The organism is Flavobacterium terrae, from assembly GCF_900142035.1.
GTDB classification, from domain to species: Bacteria; Bacteroidota; Bacteroidia; order Flavobacteriales; family Flavobacteriaceae; genus Flavobacterium; species Flavobacterium terrae.
The window spans coordinates 103,702-122,685 of sequence record NZ_FQZI01000006.1 but is presented as its reverse complement, the minus strand read 5'-3'; the positions used below and the strand labels follow the sequence as shown (position 1 = coordinate 122,685).

The window sequence follows — 18,984 nt, the reverse complement described above, 5'->3', positions numbered from 1 at the left end:
AGTTTTAGTTATATATTTTGTTGTAAAGGTCTTTGTATTTTTCTAAGATTACTTTACGTTTCATTTTAAGAGTTGGTGTTAATTCTCCACCATCAATTGACCATACTTCTGGAGTTAATTCAAATCTTTTCACTTGTTCCCAGTTTCCAAATTTTTTATTGTATTCGTCAATTTCTTGTTGGATACGTTTTAATACTTCAGTATTACTTATTAATTCTTCATTAGTAGTACCAATGTTAATTTTGTGAATAGTTGCCCATTCTTTTACAAATTCGAATGAAGGTTGAATAAATGCAGCTGGCATTTTTTGTCCTTCGCCAATAACCATAATTTGTTCTATAAAACGAGATTGTTTAAATGTATTTTCAAGAATTTGAGGAGCAACATATTTACCACCAGATGTTTTGAACATTTCTTTTTTACGGTCAGTAATACGCAAGAATCCGTCTTTGTCAAACTCTCCAATATCTCCAGTATGGAAATAACCATCTTTTATTACATCAGCAGTTTGTTGTTCATCTTTATAATATCCCATCATTACATTAGGACCTTTACAAAGAATTTCTCCGTCTTCTGCAATTTTAACTTCTACGTTTTTGATTAGTTTACCAACACTTCCAATGCGAAACATATGATTACGCATGTCATTTACAGAGATAACGGGTGAAGTTTCGGTTAAACCATACCCTTCCATTACAGGCATTCCAGCTGCAGCGAATACTCTTGTTAAACGTGTTTGTAAGGCAGCACTTCCAGACACTAAAATTTTGACATTACCTCCAAGTGCTTCTTGCCATTTGCTGAAGATTAATTTTCTAGCAATTTTTAATTGGAATTCATACCAAAATCCATTTTTGCCATAAGGTTCATATTTTAATCCTAAGTCAATTGCCCAGAAAAAAAGTTTTTTCTTAATACCAGTTAATTCTGTTCCTTTAGCATAAATTTTATCGTACACTTTTTCTAACAAACGCGGTACAACTGTAAATACATCAGGTTTAACTTCTTTAAAGTTATCTGAAATTTTATCTATAGATTCTGCAAAATATATGGAAATAGAATAATACTGATATATGTAAAGAATAACTCTTTCAAAAATGTGACAAATAGGTAAAAAACTCATTGCCTTTGCACTTCCTTCAGCAATTGGAATTCTGTCTGAACTGTCTAATACATTGGAAACAATGTTGTTGTGTGATAGCATTACACCTTTAGGTTTTCCAGTAGTTCCAGAAGTATAGATGATAGTTGCTAAATCTGAAGCTTTTACATTATTTTTTCTTTCTTCTACAAAGTTTTGAGTTGAAGTATCTTGTCCAGTTGCTAATAATTCTTTCCAGTTTTTTTCTCCTGAAATTTCATCAAAAGTATAAACCTCCACAAGGCTAGGAACATTAGCTTTGATTAAATTTAATTTTCTTAAAACTTCAGCGTCTGAAACGAAACAATATTTTGACTCAGAATGGTTTAAGATGTATTCGTAATCTTGCTCAGAAATAGTTGGATAAATGGGTACTGTTTGGGCTCCAGTTTGCAAAGCTCCAATATCCATAATATTCCACTCCGTTCTATTATTAGATGAAATAATGGCAATTTTATCATTTTTTTCGACTCCCATTTTTATTAAGGCTCTCGAAATAGCGTTTGCTTTATCTAAATATTCTTGCGTAGAAGTTTTAATCCATTCGCCATTATATTTTGTTACTAAGGCATCAGGTAAATTGTTTTTTTCTAACTGATAGTATGGGAAATCAAATAGACGAGTAATTTTGGTCATTATAAGATAGGTATAGTTAATACTGCAAATAAAAGAAATTTAACTAAATTATTAATAAATCTTTTATTTTTTAAAATCAACCGATAAAGAATTTACACAATATCTGGTTCTAGTTTTGGTGGGGCCATCGTCAAAAACATGCCCTAAATGCCCACCACATTTAGCGCAAAGTATCTCAGTTCTTGACATTCCAAAGGAAACGTCTTTTTTGTATTCTACTTTTCCAGGTAACGATTCGTCAAACGAAGGCCAACCGCAATGTGATTCAAATTTTGACTCTGAAGAAAAAAGTGGTTCACCACATCCTCCACAAACATAAGTCCCTTTTTCAAAATGTAAATTGTATTGACCTGTATGGGCGTATTCTGTTCCTTTTTCCCTTAGAATTCGATAACGCTCTTCTCCCAGTTGGGCTTTCCATTCTGCTTCTGTTTTTTCAACTGAATATTTCATGGGTTTATTTTCTTTTTTTACAATTGTTTTTTTGTCTTGTCCTTGACACGAAGTGATAATTAAAATTATTAATAACAAGGTGTATTTTACAATTGTATTCATATTATTACGAGTTAATAAATGACATTGTTTTCTGTATCACATCTTTATCTCCTAAAATTTTACGATGTCCTAATTTTTTAGTTTTGTAAAACTCACCATTTGGTAAGTGTTTGTATATGTTTTCAGCACAAAATATTGGAACTTCATAATCATTTTCATCATGAATAATAAGTGTTGGAATATCAACTTTTTGGGCTGCAACATGTGCTGCATAATTTTCCATAGGTTCACCAAACTTTACTTCAAAATGATTTTTCATCTTTATTGCAATATCAGGTTTCAATTTTAACTTTTGAACAAAATCATTCAATATGTCCTGTATTTTATCTGCACTTCCAATTGTAACTAATTTCTTAATTTTTAATCCTTGTTTTACAGAGTTCAATAATGACATGCCTCCAAGCGAATGACCAATAGCGTATTCAAATGGACCGTATTTATTTTCCAATTCTAAAATGGAAGCAATAAATTCAGGCATTAATGTTGTTGAACTACCTGATTTACCATGAGCAGGAGCATCAAAACTGATAGTGCTATAACCTTTACTTATTAACTCCTCCGCAAATTTTACTAATTGAGTACCTCTACCAGACCAACCATGTACTAAAAGAACTTTTTTTGTACTATCCCCATAATGATAGACAACTATACTTTTATTAATTTTTGGGATAAAAACCGTTTCTTTTCTAGCGATTCTATCCATTTCATGTTCGCGTTTTGGTGCTTTATGTTTAATTGGAGTAGTAAATATTTTAGCTCCAACTTTAGTCACTAAATCTTTAGAAAAAAATTCAATAATCTTTACACCATAAATAATAATTTTAGGTACTTCAATTCCCTCTTTTTTTTTGGACTTCAAAACAATTTTATTAAAATGCTATGCAATTTAGGTTTTTTTTACGTTTTGGTATAAATTTTGTTTCATAAATTAATCTTAAAAATATCCACAGGATTTTTTTAGGTTTTTAAAAAATGAATTAATTTTACTACAACAAAAAGAAAACAATTATGAAAACTAAATTGATAGTTGCGGCAATAGGGTTTGCAGCTTTTGCATTTTCGTGCGCTACTAATCCATTCACAGGAAAAAGTACAATGGCTTTGGTTTCGAATAACGACATTTTTCCTTCTTCATTTCAACAATACAATCAATTTTTGTCGGAAAATAAAGTTATTAAAGGAACTAAAGATGCTCAAAGAGTTGAGGCTGTTGGTATGAAAATCAAAACTGCAGCTGAAAGATGGCTCACAGCCAATGGCAACCCTACATATCTAAAAGACTATAAATGGGAATATAATTTAGTTGACAGTAAGGAAGTTAATGCATGGTGTATGCCAGGAGGGAAAATTGTTTTTTATACAGGTATCTTATCAATAACAAAAGATGATGCTGGTATGGCTGCTGTAATGGGACATGAAGTGGCTCATGCATTAGCTAATCATGGTCAGCAACGTATGAGTGCAGGTTTATTGCAACAGGCCGGTGGTGTTGCAGTTGCTGTTGCAACATCGAATCAATCAGCTGAAGCTCAACAAGGATGGATGCAAGCTTATGGTGTTGGAAGCCAAGTAGGAGGAATGTTGCCTTTTAGTCGTGCTCATGAGAGTGAAGCCGATATGATTGGTTTAACATTGATGGCTATAGCTGGATATAATCCAGAAAACGCAGTTTTTGTTTGGGAAAGAATGTCTGCTCAGGCTGGAGGTCAAGCACCACCAGAAATTCTTAGTACACACCCAAGCAATCAGACTCGTATTGATGAGTTAAAAAAATTATTACCTCAAGCAAAAGCTGAAGCAGCAAAATTTGGAGTTGTTTTTAAGTAAGAAGATTGTTTTTAAATAAAATAATAGTATTTTCGAATCCCGATGTTTATCGGGATTTTTTTATTTTAAAACTTAAATTATGCCGCAACTTCAAAAAGGAGATAAAAAATTATTAAATGCTTGGGCTTTTTATGACTGGGCTAATTCTGTGTATAGTTTGGTAATTGCATCAGCAATTTTCCCGATATTTTATAATGCTTTATTTAAAGTAAGAGGAAATAATTATGTAGATGTATATGGTTATCATTTTAAGGATACAGCCATGATAACATTTGTCACTGCTTTGGCTTTTTTGATTGTAGCTTGTATTTCTCCAATATTATCAGGAATAGCAGATTATGTAGGAAATAAAAAGGCTTTTCTACGTTTCTTTTGCTATATGGGAGGAATTTCATGCATAGGTTTGTACTGGTTTAACGTTGAAAATTTCTTCATTAGTTATACCATTTATTTGTTTGGGTTAATAGGTTTTTGGGCAAGCTTAGTATTCTACAATTCGTATTTGCCAGATATTGCTTATCCTGAACAGCAAGACAAAGTAAGTGCTAAAGGATTTTCGATGGGGTATATAGGAAGTACAATCTTGCTCATTATAAATCTTGCGATGGTAATGCTTGTGCCTGATGAAGAGAAAATGAAAATGATGAGATATTCATTTTTAATGGTAGGAGTTTGGTGGATTGGTTTTAGTCATATCACCTATTACTATTTGCCAAAAGGAGTTTCTACAGGGCATAAAGTTACAAAAGCAGTAATTCTTGATGGTTTTAAAGAGTTGAGATTAGTTTGGAAAGACGTAAAACAAAATATAGTTCTTAAGAGATATCTTGTGAGTTACTTTGTTTTTATAATGGCAGTTCAAACAGTGATGTTAGTTGCGACCTATTTTGGAGCTGAAGAAATAGCTTGGGAATCAGAAAGTCAGGCAACAACTGGTTTGATAATAAGTATATTATTAATTCAATTGGTTGCTGTTGTAGGAGCTTTTTTTACATCCAGAGCCTCAGGAAAGTTTGGAAATGTAAAAGTGTTAATTTTTTTAAATGCTTTTTGGGCAGTATTATGCTGTTTTGCTTTTTTTGTAGAAACACCAAATGGATTTTATGCTATTGCAGGGTTTGTAGGTTTAGTTATGGGAGGAATACAATCGCTTGCTCGTTCAACATATTCAAAGTTCTTACCTGAAACTACAGATACAGCATCGTATTTTAGTTTTTATGATGTGACTGAAAAGATAGCTATTGTAATTGGAATGTCGGTATATGGCATTATTGATCAAGTTACAGGTTCGATGAGAAATGCTATAGTTTTTTTAGGAATTTTCTTTGTAATAGGTTTGATTTTGTTGTTAAGAGTCCCTAATAAGGAATCATAAATTATTATATATTTGCAAAAACTTAATCTCAAAAAAATGAACTTAACCAAAAAAATATTTCAGTTTGTAGCTCTTGTTGCTATTTTGGTGTCAACTTCTTGTTCTACAGATATAGAGCCTTATGAAGGTGGAATTCCTCCAACGAATCAGACTGGAAATAATACTGGCAATCCGTCTACTTCTTCAGTTTTTAAAGCAGATTTCGATGGACAAACTTTTAATGCTAATTCAACTCAGGCAATAGTTAATTCTGATTATGTATCTATTACAGGAACTAAATCAACTGGTGAATTTTTCCAAATAACTATTCCAGCTGTTGCAGTTGGTACATACAATATGGACTCACCAACTACTGCTGCAATGCCTTTCGGATTATTGTATTCTACAGGATCAGGAAATGTTCCTTATTTAGCAACTGATGATCAAACAGGTCCTTTTGCTAGTTTTCCAAATTACACAGATACTTCTGAAATAGTAATCTCGAGTATTGATCAGGTTAATAAAAGAATTGTTGGAACTTTTAAATTTACTGGAGCTAGATTTGTTGGTACTTCTGGGACATCTATAGAAACAAAAGTCTTTACAAATGGAGTTTTTAATTTGCCTTTCACTAATGACGTTCCTGCTTCAACAGGAAATAGTTTTACTGCAAAATTAGACGGAAGTAATTTTGTACCAACAAATATTTCAGGACTAAAAATGAGTGGAATGATTTCATTGATTGGAAGAAGAGGAAATGTTGAAAATATAGGAGTGACTGTTCCAGACAATATTACAGCAGGAACTACAATAAATTTTACTGCTTTTAGTTCAAATGCAAGAGGACAATATGTTTTAAATTCAACCCCAACAGGAGTTTTTGGTGGAGATGGATCAGTTACTGTGACTTTTCACGATCCTACTGCAAAGCGTATAAAAGGAACATTTAGTTTCGTTGCAGGTTCTATATTGCCTCCAATTGTATCTTATAATATTACCGAAGGTACTTTTGATATAACTTACATGTAAATTGTTTTATAATGAATAAATAAAATCCCGATAGCCTCGGGATTTTTTTATGGCACAATCCTTGTCCTACCATAAAAGGAAAATTTATAAGTAATTTGTTTATTTATTGATTTTCAGTTAAATGATTGTTTTTAATGTGATAACTTTGCATTAAGACTTTCTTTGTTTAATGACAAAATGACTTAAAAAATATATGTCTCAACAAAAAATTATAACACTTGACAGTTTGTCACTTCAAGAAATTGATGCCGAAGCAGATTTAATTCCTTTATTAACTCCTGAAGACGAGGAGGAAATGAATAATGAAGAGCTTCCTTCAGATTTACCTATACTTCCATTACGAAATACAGTTTTATTTCCTGGTGTAGTTATTCCAATTACTGCTGGTAGAGATAAATCTATCAAATTATTGAATGATGCTAATGCATCAGATAAAATTATTGGAGTAGTTTCTCAAAAAAATGAAGAAGACGAAGATCCTAATGAATCTCAGATCAATAAGGTAGGGACAGTAGCGCGAATTCTTAGAATTTTAAAAATGCCTGATGGAAATGTAACTGTAATACTTCAGGGGAAAAAACGATTTGAGATTGATAAGATAACAGCAACAGAACCCTATTTAAAAGCATCTATAAAAGAAGTTGCAGAGGAACGACCAAAAGATAAGGATAAGGAATTTCAAGCTATAATCGATTCGGTTAGAGAATTAGCAATACAGATTATTAAGGAAAGTCCTAACATTCCAACGGAAGCTACTTTTGCAATAAAAAATATTGAAAGTAATTCTTTTCTAGTCAATTTTGTTTCTTCTAATATGAATTTGACAGTTGTTGAAAAACAGGAACTTTTAGAAGTAAATAAATTAAAAGATAGAGCTTTAAATACGTTGAAGCATATGAATATTGAACTTCAAAAATTGGAGTTAAAAAACGATATTCAGTCTAAAGTGCGATTTGATTTAGATCAACAACAACGCGAATATTTCTTGCAACAGCAAATGAAAACCATCCAAGAAGAATTGGGAGGTGTTTCTCATGAAGCTGAGATTGAAGAAATGAAAAGCAAAGCTAACGATATGGACTGGGATGCAAAGACCAGAAAACATTTCGATAAAGAGATTTCTAAATTGCAACGCACTAACCCAAATTCACCAGATTTTGGAATACAAAGAAATTATTTAGAATTGTTTCTAGAATTGCCTTGGAATAAATTTTCAAAAGATAATTTCGATCTAAAAAGAGCTCAAAAAATATTAGATAGAGATCATTTTGGTCTTGATGATGTTAAGAAAAGAATTATTGAGCATTTAGCGGTGCTTAAGCTTCGTAACGATATGAAATCGCCTATTTTATGTTTAACTGGCCCTCCGGGAGTTGGTAAAACTTCCATTGGTAAATCAGTTGCTGAAGCATTGGGTAGAGAATATGTTCGTATGTCTTTGGGAGGTTTGAGAGACGAAGCAGAAATAAGAGGACACAGAAAAACGTACATTGGTGCAATGCCAGGACGAATCATTCAAAGTCTTAAAAAAGCAGGTACTTCAAACCCAGTTTTCATTTTAGATGAAATAGATAAATTATCTGTTAGTAATCATGGTGATCCATCATCTGCATTATTAGAGGTATTAGATCCAGAACAAAACAAGGAATTTTACGATAACTTCCTAGAAATGGGATTTGATTTGTCTAAAGTAATGTTTATTGCCACGTCAAACAATATTGCTAATGTTCAGCCTGCTCTACGTGATCGTATGGAGATTATAACTATGACAGGTTACACAATTGAAGAAAAAATTGAAATTGCAAAGCAACATTTAGTTCCTAAGCAAATAAAAGAACACGGATTAGATAATACTCAAGTAGTAATTGGAAAAAAACAAATTGAGAAAATTGTTGAAGGATACACAAGAGAATCAGGTGTTCGTGGTTTAGAGAAAAAAATAGCTCAAGTTGTTCGCAATACTGCAAAATCTATTGCATTAGAAGAAGAGTATAATGTAAAAGTTACAGATGAAGATATTGTAAACGTTCTTGGGCCAGCAAAATTAGAACGCGACAAATACGAAAATAATGATACCGCTGGAGTCGTAACAGGATTAGCATGGACTAGTGTAGGAGGAGATATTTTATTCATAGAATCTATTATTTCTGAAGGAAAAGGAACATTGACTTTTACGGGAAATATGGGTACAGTAATGAAAGAATCAATTACTATTGCTATGGAGTATGTTAAGGCTAATGCTAGTAAGCTAGGAATTAATACTGAAATATTTACTAAATACAACATTCACGTTCACATACCAGAAGGAGCAACTCCTAAAGATGGACCAAGTGCGGGTATTGCAATGCTTACTTCACTCGTATCTTTATTAACTCAAAGAAAAGTGAAAAAGAATTTGGCTATGACTGGCGAAATTACGCTTCGTGGACGAGTACTACCTGTTGGAGGAATAAAAGAGAAAATATTGGCTGCAAAAAGAGCTAAGATTAAAGAAATTATCCTTTCTGCAGAGAACAGAAAAGATATTGAAGAAATCAAGAAGGAGTATGTTCAAGGTCTTACTTTTCATTTTGTAAATGATATGCAAGAAGTCTTAGAACTAGCAATAACTAAAGACAAAGTAAAGTTCGCAAAAACCTTATAATTTAAAACGGCTAATTTTTTTAGCCGTTTTTTTATAAAAAATAAATATATTCGCCATGCGTTATATATACTATAACAGGCTACATTCATGCAAAACAAATTAACCGTTCTCTTACTAATTTTATTGGCTTGTCCAGCTTTTTCACAAGTTGGAGGAGAGAATGTCTATCAGTTTCTAAATCTAATATCTTCACCCAGACAAGCAGCTTTAGGAGGCAAAACCATAACAACTTACGACTATGATGTTAACCAGCCTTTGTTTAATCCAGCTTCAATAAACGAAGAAATGAACGGAAGGTTAGCTTTAAATTATTCAAATTATTTAGGAGATGTTAACTACGGAACCGCATCTTATGCCTATACACATGACAAGCATGTAAATACTTTTCATGCAGGTGTAACATATATTAATTACGGTAAATTTGATGGTCGTAATGAGTTTGGAGATGCTACTGGAACATTTACTGGGGGTGAAGTTGCGTTATCTTTGGGTTATGCATATAATGTTCCCTGGACAAATTTATATTTAGGAGCCAATGCTAAATTTATATCGTCAACATTAGAAAGTTATCAATCCTTTGGAGCTGCAGTAGATTTAGGAGCAATTTATGTAGATGATAAAAACGATATAAATTACGGATTGGTGATTCGTAATTTTGGTACACAAATCACGACTTATAATGGTGAAAAAGAAAAATTACCATTTGAAGTCATTGCAGGTATTTCACAAGAACTCGAAAACGTTCCTGTGCGTTGGCACTTAACTCTTGAAAATCTTCAAAAATGGAAAGTGGCTTTTGCTAACCCAGCCCGAAGCGAACAAACTATCGATGGAGGAGTACAAGAAGAAAAAGTAGGATTCCTGGCAAATGCATTTCGTCATGTAATTTTTGGTGTTGAAGTTCTTCCACAAAAAGCTATTAATATCAGATTAAGTTACAATTTCAGAAGAGCCGCCGAACTTAAAATTCTTGATCAAAGAACCTTTTCTGGTATATCTGCTGGATTTGGAATTCGTTTCAATAAATTCAGATTTGATTATTCGTATTCACGATACACATCTGCATCAAATACAAGTCAATTTGGTTTAATGATTAATTTGTAGCCAATCAATAGGAATAATAGTACATTTGTAATTCCCGCTGCTCACTAAATCTTTTTGTTGCCTTCGAGAACCTCAGTCAACAAAAAGGATATCGTTTCCATCGGGGCTAGACACAAACTTTAGGCATTTTTTAAACAAATGAAAAAAATAACGATAGCTATCGATGGTTTTTCTTCGACAGGTAAAAGTACATTAGCAAAACAAGTCGCAAAAAAATTAGGATATGTTTATGTAGATACTGGTGCAATGTATAGAGCAGTTACTTTGTTTGCAATGCAAAATAATTTAATTGATGCTTTCGAATTCGATAAAGAGCAACTCATAAAAAGACTCCCCGAGATTAATTTAAAATTTCAGTTTAATTCACAATTGGGTTTTGCTGAGATGTATTTAAATGATATAAATGTTGAAAAGCAAATACGAACTTTAGAAGTTTCAAATTTTGTGAGTCAAGTAGCCGAAGTATCTGAAGTTCGCGCTATGCTGGTAAAGCAACAGCAACAAATGGGCAAAGATAAAGGTGTTGTGATGGATGGAAGAGATATAGGTACAGTTGTTTTCCCTGATGCCGAATTAAAAATATTCATGAATGCCAGTCCTGATGTTCGTGCTCAACGTCGTTTTGATGAACTTTCAGAAAAAGGTCAATTAGTCTCTTATGACAGAGTTTTAGAAAATGTGCTACAAAGAGATTACATAGATACTCACAGAGAAGATTCTCCATTGGTTAAGGCCGATGATGCTGTAGAAATAGATAATTCGGAGTTAACAAGAGAAGCTCAATTTCAAAAAGTACTGCAATTAGTCGAAGCTAAATTGTAATAATTTTGAAAAAAGCTGGATAAAATTCGTTTCGAAAACGTTGTAAAAACTATTTTTTTTATAGATTTACCGGCTTTTTTAAATCAAACAAAAACCAAAACAAAATTATGAATATTAAATTTAGATTAACACTCATGAGCTTTTTACAATTCTTTGTGTGGGGAGCTTGGTTAATTACAGTAGGAAACTATTGGTTCGGTACAAAACAATGGAGCGGAGCAGAATTTGGGGCCATCTTTTCTACACTTGGAATATCTTCTATTATCATGCCTGCTATTACAGGTATTGTTGCTGATAAATGGTTAAATGCTGAAAGGTTATACGGAATCTTGCATATTATAGGTGGATTATTTATAGCTTATCTTCCTCAAGTTGAAGACCCTTCGACTTTTTATTGGGTTATTTTTGGTGCCATGATGTGCTATATGCCAACAATTTCATTATCAAATTCAGTTGCGTATACGATTCTTAAAAATAGTGATTATGATGTAATCAAAGTTTTTCCTCCTATTCGTGTTTGGGGAACAGTTGGCTTCATTGTAGCTATGTGGATTACTAATTTAACAGGTAATAAAGCTTCTGTTAACATGTTTTATATCTCTGCATTTGCAGCTTTTGTATTAGGTGTATATTCATTTACATTACCACAATGTAAACCACAAAACTTAATTGATGAAGATGCTTCTTTAACTAAAAAATTAGGATTAGATGCTTTCAAATTATTTGGTACATATAAAATGGCTTTATTCTTCATTTTCTCTATGTTTTTAGGGGGAGCTTTACAGTTAACAAATATGTATGGTGATACTTATTTATCAGAATTTGAAAAAATCCCACAATATGCTGATTCATTTGTAGTAAGGTATTCTACAATTATTATGTCTATTTCTCAAATATCAGAGACATTATTCATTTTAGCGATTCCTTTCTTTTTAAAGCGTTTTGGAATCAAGCAAGTGATGTTAATCTCTATGTTAGCATGGGTATTACGTTTTGGATTGTTTGCTTACGGTGACCCTGCTGGAGGTTTATGGATGATTATTCTTTCTTGTGTTGTTTACGGAATGGCATTCGATTTCTTTAATATATCAGGTTCTTTATTTGTTGAAACAACTACAAATTCAAAAATGCGTTCTTCTGCTCAAGGTTTATTTATGATGATGACAAATGGTTTTGGAGCTTATTTTGGAGGAAGAATTAGTGGTATTTTGATTGATCGATATTATACAGTTGATGGAAATAGAGATTGGCATGGAATCTGGTTTTCATTTGCCGTTTATGCATTAATTATAGCGATTGCATTTGCAGTTTTGTTTAAGCATAAGCACAATCCAAAAGATGTAGAGAACATAGCTCATTAAAAATAATTAAAAAGCCCTTTCTATTAGAAAGGGCTTTTTGTTTAAATAACTCAAATAAATAAAACGAACTTAATATCATTACTTTATATTTTTTTATATTCTCATTATCTTTTTTCATATGTCCAAGTAGCAGTCCTACCACTTGAAATATCAATTCGCTTAGTAGGGTATCCATCAGCATTATATTCGTAGTTATACTGAGTTGTGGTTACTGCTCCAGTGCTTGAATTAGTTCTTACTTCTGAGCTGCAATTATTGATACTTCTAAGTTTATCTGGTACCGATGCCCATCTTAATTGAAATGGGTTGGGCTTGTTATCATATCCATTAAAATTTTGAATTTGCACAGTAGTTCCTGATTGATTTTTGTATTCTATTTGAGAAATATTATCTCCATTGTAAGTGTATATATTGGTTTGCCCTACATTACCCGAAGCTTGAACATATCTAAATATAAGCCCATTTGTAGTGTACTCATAAGTATTGCGTTGGGTAATTGTATTAGTAGCCAAATTAGTTGTGGTTATTTCCTGTACAACGCCTTCAGGCGAATAAATATAAGTGTTTTTATAATTGTAAATTGTACCATTCACTGTATATTGTAATTGATAGCTTTCTAATTTTCCCTTACTGTTGTATACAAAATTTGTATAACTTTTGTTTGAGCTATAATAGGTATCACTACTAGTTTCTTCAATGCCGATAATTTGATTTTGACTATTGTAAGTATAGTTAGAACTTAGAGTGAAAGTTGTTGTGCCATTAAAAACATCTATTGCTTCCGATTTCAGGTATGTTTTTACTTGTTTTGGTGTTACCACTTCATCATCACTTTTACTACAAGCAGTTAGTAAAACTGTTACTGTTAGAATTGAAATTATTTTTTTCATTTTTTAAAATTTAATGGTGATTGTTAAACCGAAGTATTATTTTTTCTTCTGAAGAAACTCTGTGGCTACGTTCAGATATACATCATTGATTACCTTATAAAACAAAACCAGATAATTTTGAAACACTCATTTTGTTCTTATTCAAAAAGTAAAGGACAGTTGTGAATAAACTGTCCTTTGTAAATAAATGTTTAATGTGAATCATAAAATACATTGTTTTGAACCCATACATAGCTACCATGACCTGTTGTCCAATATCCATATCCATTCCAATCTCCTGTTGCAGGTGATGAAGTTGAACCATCTCCATTAGTATCTCCGCCACGAGTGTCATCTCGATATGATGTAAATACTGCTGTTCCACTTATATTTGCATTGTTTGAATAATCACCTAAATCAAGTGAGGCCGATGTTTGTCCAAATTTTAAGATTACGTTAGAGTCTATTTTTAGAAAATCAGAGCTACCAACGCTAAGTGTTGCATTTCCTCCTACATTGAACACATAAGGGACTTCTGTCTCACCGTATACAACAGATCTTCCTCCCAAACCCCCTCCATAAACAAATATTCCGTTGTATTTGTTGATTTCAGCTGCATTGTCTGGATTGTGGTAAACATTGTTAGGGTTTAAAGAATATTTAGCTTGAATGTAAATAGGTATAGCATTATCGTAAAAGATATTGTTTGTTACTACGCTTATGCTTTCATCATACATTTGTCCTCCATTGAATGCAGCTGTATAATAAGTATTTGTACCAGCAGTATGGGCAAAAGTACAATGATCAAAAGTAAAATCATGAATGTTTCCGGTTCCTGTGTTCACTACAATTACTCCACCATTTGATGCACCACCCCATAAGAATTTGCAATATCTAAAAATTGATCCGTGTTGATCTCCTCTCATTGTTAATCTTCCCCAGTCGCCTTTTGCAGGAGTAGAAGCAGCGCCATCTCCATTAGAATCCCCACAATAGCTATCATCTTTATAAGAGGTAAAAATAATAGGATTAGTCTCTGAAGCATTTGCTGTTATTTTTGCAAATACTTCTAGGCCAGCATTACCATTTTTGAATTTTATAATTACACCAGGTTGTATTACTAGAGGAGCATCAACATCAATCCAGTTTTCTACCATATACACGTTCCCAGTTGTCCAAGTAGTAGCTGTTGTAATATCTGTATTTACTATTACTGTATTGCATGAGTTAGGATTATTTGCCTCTAAAGGAATAAAAGTTTTGTCCTCACCGTATATAAGAGAACCATTAATTTTGGCATAGGCGCGGACATGTATTAATTGCCCTTCAAATCCCGCAAAGTCAAATGTATCTGAAAATGCATTGTTCGTTGCTGTAATAGCGATACTGGTATTATTATTGTCATTAACGGCAATCGGATTTGCAGTTAGTGCTAAACAAACTCCGGTTTCAGTAATGTTTTGGTTTCCAGCATCGTTTATTTTTCCACCAAGAGTAGCATATGGATTGTCTGTATAAGTAACAGGATTGTCTGTTGTAATAGTTGGATTGGTCACGTCATTTGGTGAATCATCGTTACTGCAACTACATATAGAAAGTAGAAGCGCAAAAAAGAATAAAATTTTAGTAGTTTTCATAATAGTTTATTTTTAGTTATCTAATATTTTTAAGAGAGTTTTTATTGTCAGTCAATTGATGAATTTGTAATTAGTTCATTTTTTATTGATTGTTTTTAATTTCTCTTTGGCAAATTTGATTAGAAAACAAACTCAAATCAATCATCCAAAAAGATGATATTTTTATAGTTTTTAAAATATCATGCTTTTGAATGATATTTTGAAAATGATTAAATCTTTACATTTGTTTGAAATTATTTCAATTGAAAACTTATAATCATTATGATGTTGTAGTATTTTTAGTTATTGGATAATTTAATTGGAGGATATTATTGATTTCTAAAAATAAAACTGTTTATAAAGCAGTAAAAAGTAAAATGTAATCATGAAAAAACTAATACTGTTATTTTTATTAGCAAACGTATTTATTGGATATTCACAGGATGTTACTTTAGATGAACTTCAAGCCAATATTTCTAAATCAAAGACAAAAAAAGAGAAGGTTAATGCGCTAAACGAGTTGGGAAATTATTGGTTTGCAATAAGCTATGATTCTGCAACAGCATATTATAAAAAGGCTTATGAAATAAGCAAAGAAATAAAATATAAAGAAGGTGTTTTTGATTATGCTTCAAATCAAGGTAATGTTTATTTGTATCAAGGTAAATATGATGAGCTTATAAAGCTGATGAAGATTTCAGTAGAAAATGCAAAAAAGTATAATGATAAGCATAATGAAGCAAAATTTACTGTAAACTTAGGCAATGCTTTTATGAGTAATGCAGAATTTCAAAAAGCATTACAATATTTTCAAAAAGGAATTCAGCTTTTTAATAAAAATAAAGAATATGATTTTGAGAGAAAAATAAACTTAATGATTAGTGTTTGTTTTTCAAATTCAAAAAACCTTGATAAGGCAATCGAGTATTCTAAAAAGGCGTTGTCACAGGCTATTGTAGCTAAGGATAGCGCAACAATTTCAAAGGCTTATGAAAATATTGGTTCTGATTATTTGGAAAAAAGTCAATTTAAAACAGCAAAACCGTATATACTTAAAGGGAAAGAGGTTGCAACCAAATTAAAAAGCTTACCTAATTTAGCAAATTTAGATTATTATTTATCAAGAGTTTTATACTCAGAAAAGAAGTATAAAGAAGCGATTGATTTGATAAAAAAGTCATTAAGTTATTATACTGAAACAGGCAATGATTTTTACAAAATTAACGCCTTGACTTTTTTGTCAATATATCAAAAGGATAGTGGTGAGTATCAAAATGCATTACAAAATTTGAAAATTGCAGAAGATTTGGCATTAAAAAATGATATGAAAAGTCATTTGTTATTAATTTATCCTGAATTGGCTCAGCTTAATAAAAAAAATAAAAACTATGAATTAGCGTATAATTATTTAGAAAAATATAATCAATTAAATGATAGTGTTAGTTCTAATGATTTACAAAAGCAATTACAGGATCTCGATACCAAATATCAAGCTGCAAAAAAAGATTTGCAAATAAAAGAGCAAGAAGCCAAGTTAAAAAATCGTCGCTTATTAAATTACGTATTTGCAGGAACTGTTTTGGCAATTTTGCTTATTGCCTTTTTAGTTTATCGTAATTTAAAAAGAGGGCAAACCATTCAACAACAAAAAATTAACGAACTCGAAACCGAAAAACAACTTACCGCAACAGAAGCTGTTCTTCGTGGAGAAGAACAGGAACGTTCAAGACTTGCAAAAGATTTGCATGATGGACTTGGTGGGATGTTAAGCGGAGTGAAATTCTCATTTAATGCTATGAAAGAAAATCTTATTATGACTCCTGACAATGCTATGGCATTTGAAAGAAGTATCGATCAACTTGACAACAGTATTCGTGAAATGCGCCGTGTTGCTCACAATATGTTACCAGAAAACTTAATGAAGTATGGTTTGGATAGCGCTTTAAGAGAACTTTGTTCAGAACTCAATCGTTCTACTACTTTAAAAGCAAGTTATCAATCAATCGATATGGAACAACATCAGTTTTCACAAGAGATTTCGATTGCTTGTTATAGAATCATTCAAGAACTTGTTAATAATTCTCTTAAGTATTCTAAAGCAAAAGATCTTTTGGTGCAGGCACATTTTTCTGAAGAAGAAAAAATACTTCAAATTACAGTAGAAGACAATGGAGAAGGATTTGATAAAAATAAATTGTTAAATGCAGAAGGTATTGGTTGGAAAAATATTCAAAATAGAGTTCAATTAGTAAAAGGGAAAATTGACTTGAATTCTGAAATTGGAAAAGGAACGTCAGTGCTAATAGAAATTCCAATAGTATGAGTACAAATGTTTTTATTGTTGACGACCATTTTATGGTTATAGAAGGTATCCGATCTATTTTACAGGACGAGGAAAATATTAATTGGCTGGGACATGCTGTAAATGCCTCTTCATGTTTAGAGTTTTTAGAAAAATATCAACCTAATGTAATTTTTATGGATATAAGTTTACCAGATGAAAGCGGAATTGACTTATGTAAAAAAGTAGTGAAATTATATCCTAAAATTAAAATTCTCGGATTGAGCACTTATAATCAACAATCAATTATTCAGGATATTATGAAAAGTGGTGCTTCAGGATATCTCTTAAAAAATGCTTCAAAAGAAGAGCTTTTGGATGCCATAGAAGCAGTAATGGCTGACGAAGAATATCTTTGTTTTGAGGCAGAGGAGTCACTTCAAAATACAGAGAATTTGGTTCCAATTATAACTAAGCGCGAAAAAGAAGTTCTTGGTTTAATTTGTGAAGGCTTTACAAATCCTGAAATAGCCGAAAAGCTCTTTATAAGCCTTCCTACAGCAAATACACATCGTAAAAGTTTGCTTGCTAAATTTGGTGCAAAAAATGTTGCTTCTCTAGTGAAAACTGCTGTAGAGAATAAATCTTTTCTGTGAATTTGCAATTAGAAATTTATTAATAAAAAAATGCCCTTTAAAATTCAAAGGGCATTTTTTTTATTTTTGAGAATACTATAAAACCTTTTTATAAGTTAATGTTTTTAAAGCTTTAAATTATATGAGATTAAGAAGTGCAGATATTGTTGATAGTATTTCGAAAGAAGAATTCGTTTCAAAATATTTTAAACCTCAAAAACCTTTACTGATTAAGGGTTTTGCAAAGCAATGGTCTGAATATGAAAAGTGGAATTTAGACTACATTAAACAAAAAGCAAATGAGCAAGAAGTTCCTTTGTATGATAGCAAACCTGCTGATGCTAATAAAAGTACAGATACACCCGTACAAAAAATGAAATTCAGAGATTATATAGATTTGATAAAATCGAAACCTTCAGATTTACGTATATTTTTCTATATAATAACTGATAAAATGCCTGAATTGCTTAATAATTTTACTTATCCAGATTTAGGAATGAAGTTTTTTAAGCGATTGCCTACATTGTTTTTTGGTGGGAGTGAAGCTAAGGTTTTAATGCATTATGATGTTGATTTGGGTGATTTTCTACATGTGCATTTTGAAGGAAAAAAAAGGATTTTATTATTTGATCAAAATCAATCTTCCTTTTTATATAAAGTACCCCTTTCGGTTCATACCATTTATGATGTCGATTATGAAAATCCAGATTATGAAAAATTCCCAGCTTTAAAATACGCTCAAGGTTATGAGATTTTTATGGAGCATGGAGATGCTTTATATATACCAGGTGCTTTTTGGCATTTTAATAGATATTTAGAAGCTGGATTCTCATTATCATTAAGAGCTTTACCTACAAAACCTTTACAGTTTACAAATATGCTATACCATGTATTTGTGATGAGGTATAGTGATAAAATAATGCGTAAGATTTTAAAACAAAAATGGGTCGATTTTAAGCAGCAATGGGCTTATAAAAAGACAAATAAAAAACTAAAACGACACTTAAAACAAAGTGCTTAGTTTTGTAATTTGTTAGTTTGAAAATGAATATGAGTAAATCTATTTTTAAAAACTACTTCAGATTGCTAAAAGCTTGTAAATAAAATCTT

Annotated in this window: 15 protein-coding genes; 10 read left to right on the top strand and 5 right to left on the bottom strand. The window is 31.6% G+C overall.

The features are described 5' to 3' along the window. Positions 1–4: 4 nt before the first annotated feature. The 3 genes from BUC09_RS13590 to BUC09_RS13580 form a co-directional block, all read right to left on the bottom strand. A complete protein-coding gene (locus tag BUC09_RS13590; RefSeq protein ID WP_073312153.1) occupies positions 5–1,777 on the bottom strand; it encodes an AMP-dependent synthetase/ligase in 1,773 nt (590 codons plus the stop codon). A 63-nt stretch (positions 1,778–1,840) separates the two neighbouring features. Beyond that, a complete protein-coding gene (gene msrB, locus BUC09_RS13585; protein ID WP_073312176.1) occupies positions 1,841–2,230 on the bottom strand; it encodes a peptide-methionine (R)-S-oxide reductase MsrB in 390 nt (129 codons plus the stop codon). Between the two features lie 106 nt (positions 2,231–2,336). After that, positions 2,337–3,191 (bottom strand): alpha/beta fold hydrolase, encoded by an 855-nt coding sequence (locus tag BUC09_RS13580; RefSeq protein WP_073312152.1) that lies wholly within the window; start codon positions 3,189–3,191, stop codon positions 2,337–2,339. Positions 3,192–3,340: 149 nt separating this feature from the next. On the opposite strand from BUC09_RS13580, the gene BUC09_RS13575 reads away from it, so the two are divergent. From BUC09_RS13575 to BUC09_RS13545, 7 genes are all read left to right on the top strand, one after another. After that, positions 3,341–4,159: a M48 family metallopeptidase gene (locus BUC09_RS13575; RefSeq protein WP_073312151.1), complete on the top strand. Its 819-nt coding sequence runs from the start codon at positions 3,341–3,343 to the stop codon at positions 4,157–4,159. A gap of 79 nt (positions 4,160–4,238) precedes the next feature. Further along, a complete protein-coding gene (locus BUC09_RS13570; RefSeq protein ID WP_073312150.1) occupies positions 4,239–5,534 on the top strand; it encodes an MFS transporter in 1,296 nt (431 codons plus the stop codon). A 36-nt stretch (positions 5,535–5,570) separates the two neighbouring features. Then, complete coding sequence (locus tag BUC09_RS13565; protein WP_073312149.1) at positions 5,571–6,542, top strand: DUF6252 domain-containing protein; 972 nt, start codon at positions 5,571–5,573, stop codon at positions 6,540–6,542. Positions 6,543–6,735: 193 nt separating this feature from the next. Next, positions 6,736–9,186, top strand: a complete 2,451-nt coding sequence (lon, locus tag BUC09_RS13560) for an endopeptidase La (protein ID WP_073312148.1) — start codon at positions 6,736–6,738, stop codon at positions 9,184–9,186. An 87-nt stretch (positions 9,187–9,273) separates the two neighbouring features. Continuing rightward, positions 9,274–10,290 carry a type IX secretion system protein PorQ gene (porQ, locus tag BUC09_RS13555; protein ID WP_073312147.1) on the top strand — a complete coding sequence of 339 codons (1,017 nt, stop codon included), beginning with the start codon at positions 9,274–9,276 and terminating at the stop codon, positions 10,288–10,290. A gap of 138 nt (positions 10,291–10,428) precedes the next feature. Beyond that, positions 10,429–11,112 (top strand): (d)CMP kinase, encoded by a 684-nt coding sequence (gene cmk, locus BUC09_RS13550; protein ID WP_073312146.1) that lies wholly within the window; start codon positions 10,429–10,431, stop codon positions 11,110–11,112. Positions 11,113–11,219: 107 nt separating this feature from the next. Then, positions 11,220–12,473: a nucleoside permease gene (locus tag BUC09_RS13545; protein ID WP_073312145.1), complete on the top strand. Its 1,254-nt coding sequence runs from the start codon at positions 11,220–11,222 to the stop codon at positions 12,471–12,473. Between the two features lie 104 nt (positions 12,474–12,577). Here the strand turns inward: BUC09_RS13545 and BUC09_RS13540 are convergent, their stop codons facing one another. Beyond that, on the bottom strand, positions 12,578–13,363 hold the full coding sequence (locus BUC09_RS13540; protein ID WP_073312144.1) for a membrane lipoprotein lipid attachment site-containing protein: 786 nt from the start codon (positions 13,361–13,363) through the stop codon (positions 12,578–12,580). Positions 13,364–13,554: 191 nt separating this feature from the next. Next, the gene (locus tag BUC09_RS13535; RefSeq protein ID WP_073312143.1) at positions 13,555–14,979 is read right to left on the bottom strand and encodes an ETRAMP family protein; all 1,425 of its coding nucleotides are present in this window, start codon (positions 14,977–14,979) and stop codon (positions 13,555–13,557) included. A gap of 364 nt (positions 14,980–15,343) precedes the next feature. Between BUC09_RS13535 and BUC09_RS13530 the strand changes: the two genes are divergently transcribed. The 3 genes from BUC09_RS13530 (at position 15,344) to BUC09_RS13520 (ending at position 18,895) form a co-directional block, all read left to right on the top strand. Beyond that, positions 15,344–17,281 carry a tetratricopeptide repeat-containing sensor histidine kinase gene (locus BUC09_RS13530; RefSeq protein WP_073312142.1) on the top strand — a complete coding sequence of 646 codons (1,938 nt, stop codon included), beginning with the start codon at positions 15,344–15,346 and terminating at the stop codon, positions 17,279–17,281. Then, positions 17,278–17,895: a response regulator gene (locus BUC09_RS13525; protein ID WP_073312141.1), complete on the top strand. Its 618-nt coding sequence runs from the start codon at positions 17,278–17,280 to the stop codon at positions 17,893–17,895. The genes BUC09_RS13530 and BUC09_RS13525 overlap by 4 nt, the downstream gene beginning before the upstream one ends. Before the next feature lie 121 nt (positions 17,896–18,016). Beyond that, on the top strand, positions 18,017–18,895 hold the full coding sequence (locus BUC09_RS13520; protein ID WP_073312140.1) for a cupin-like domain-containing protein: 879 nt from the start codon (positions 18,017–18,019) through the stop codon (positions 18,893–18,895). Positions 18,896–18,984: the final 89 nt, after the last annotated feature.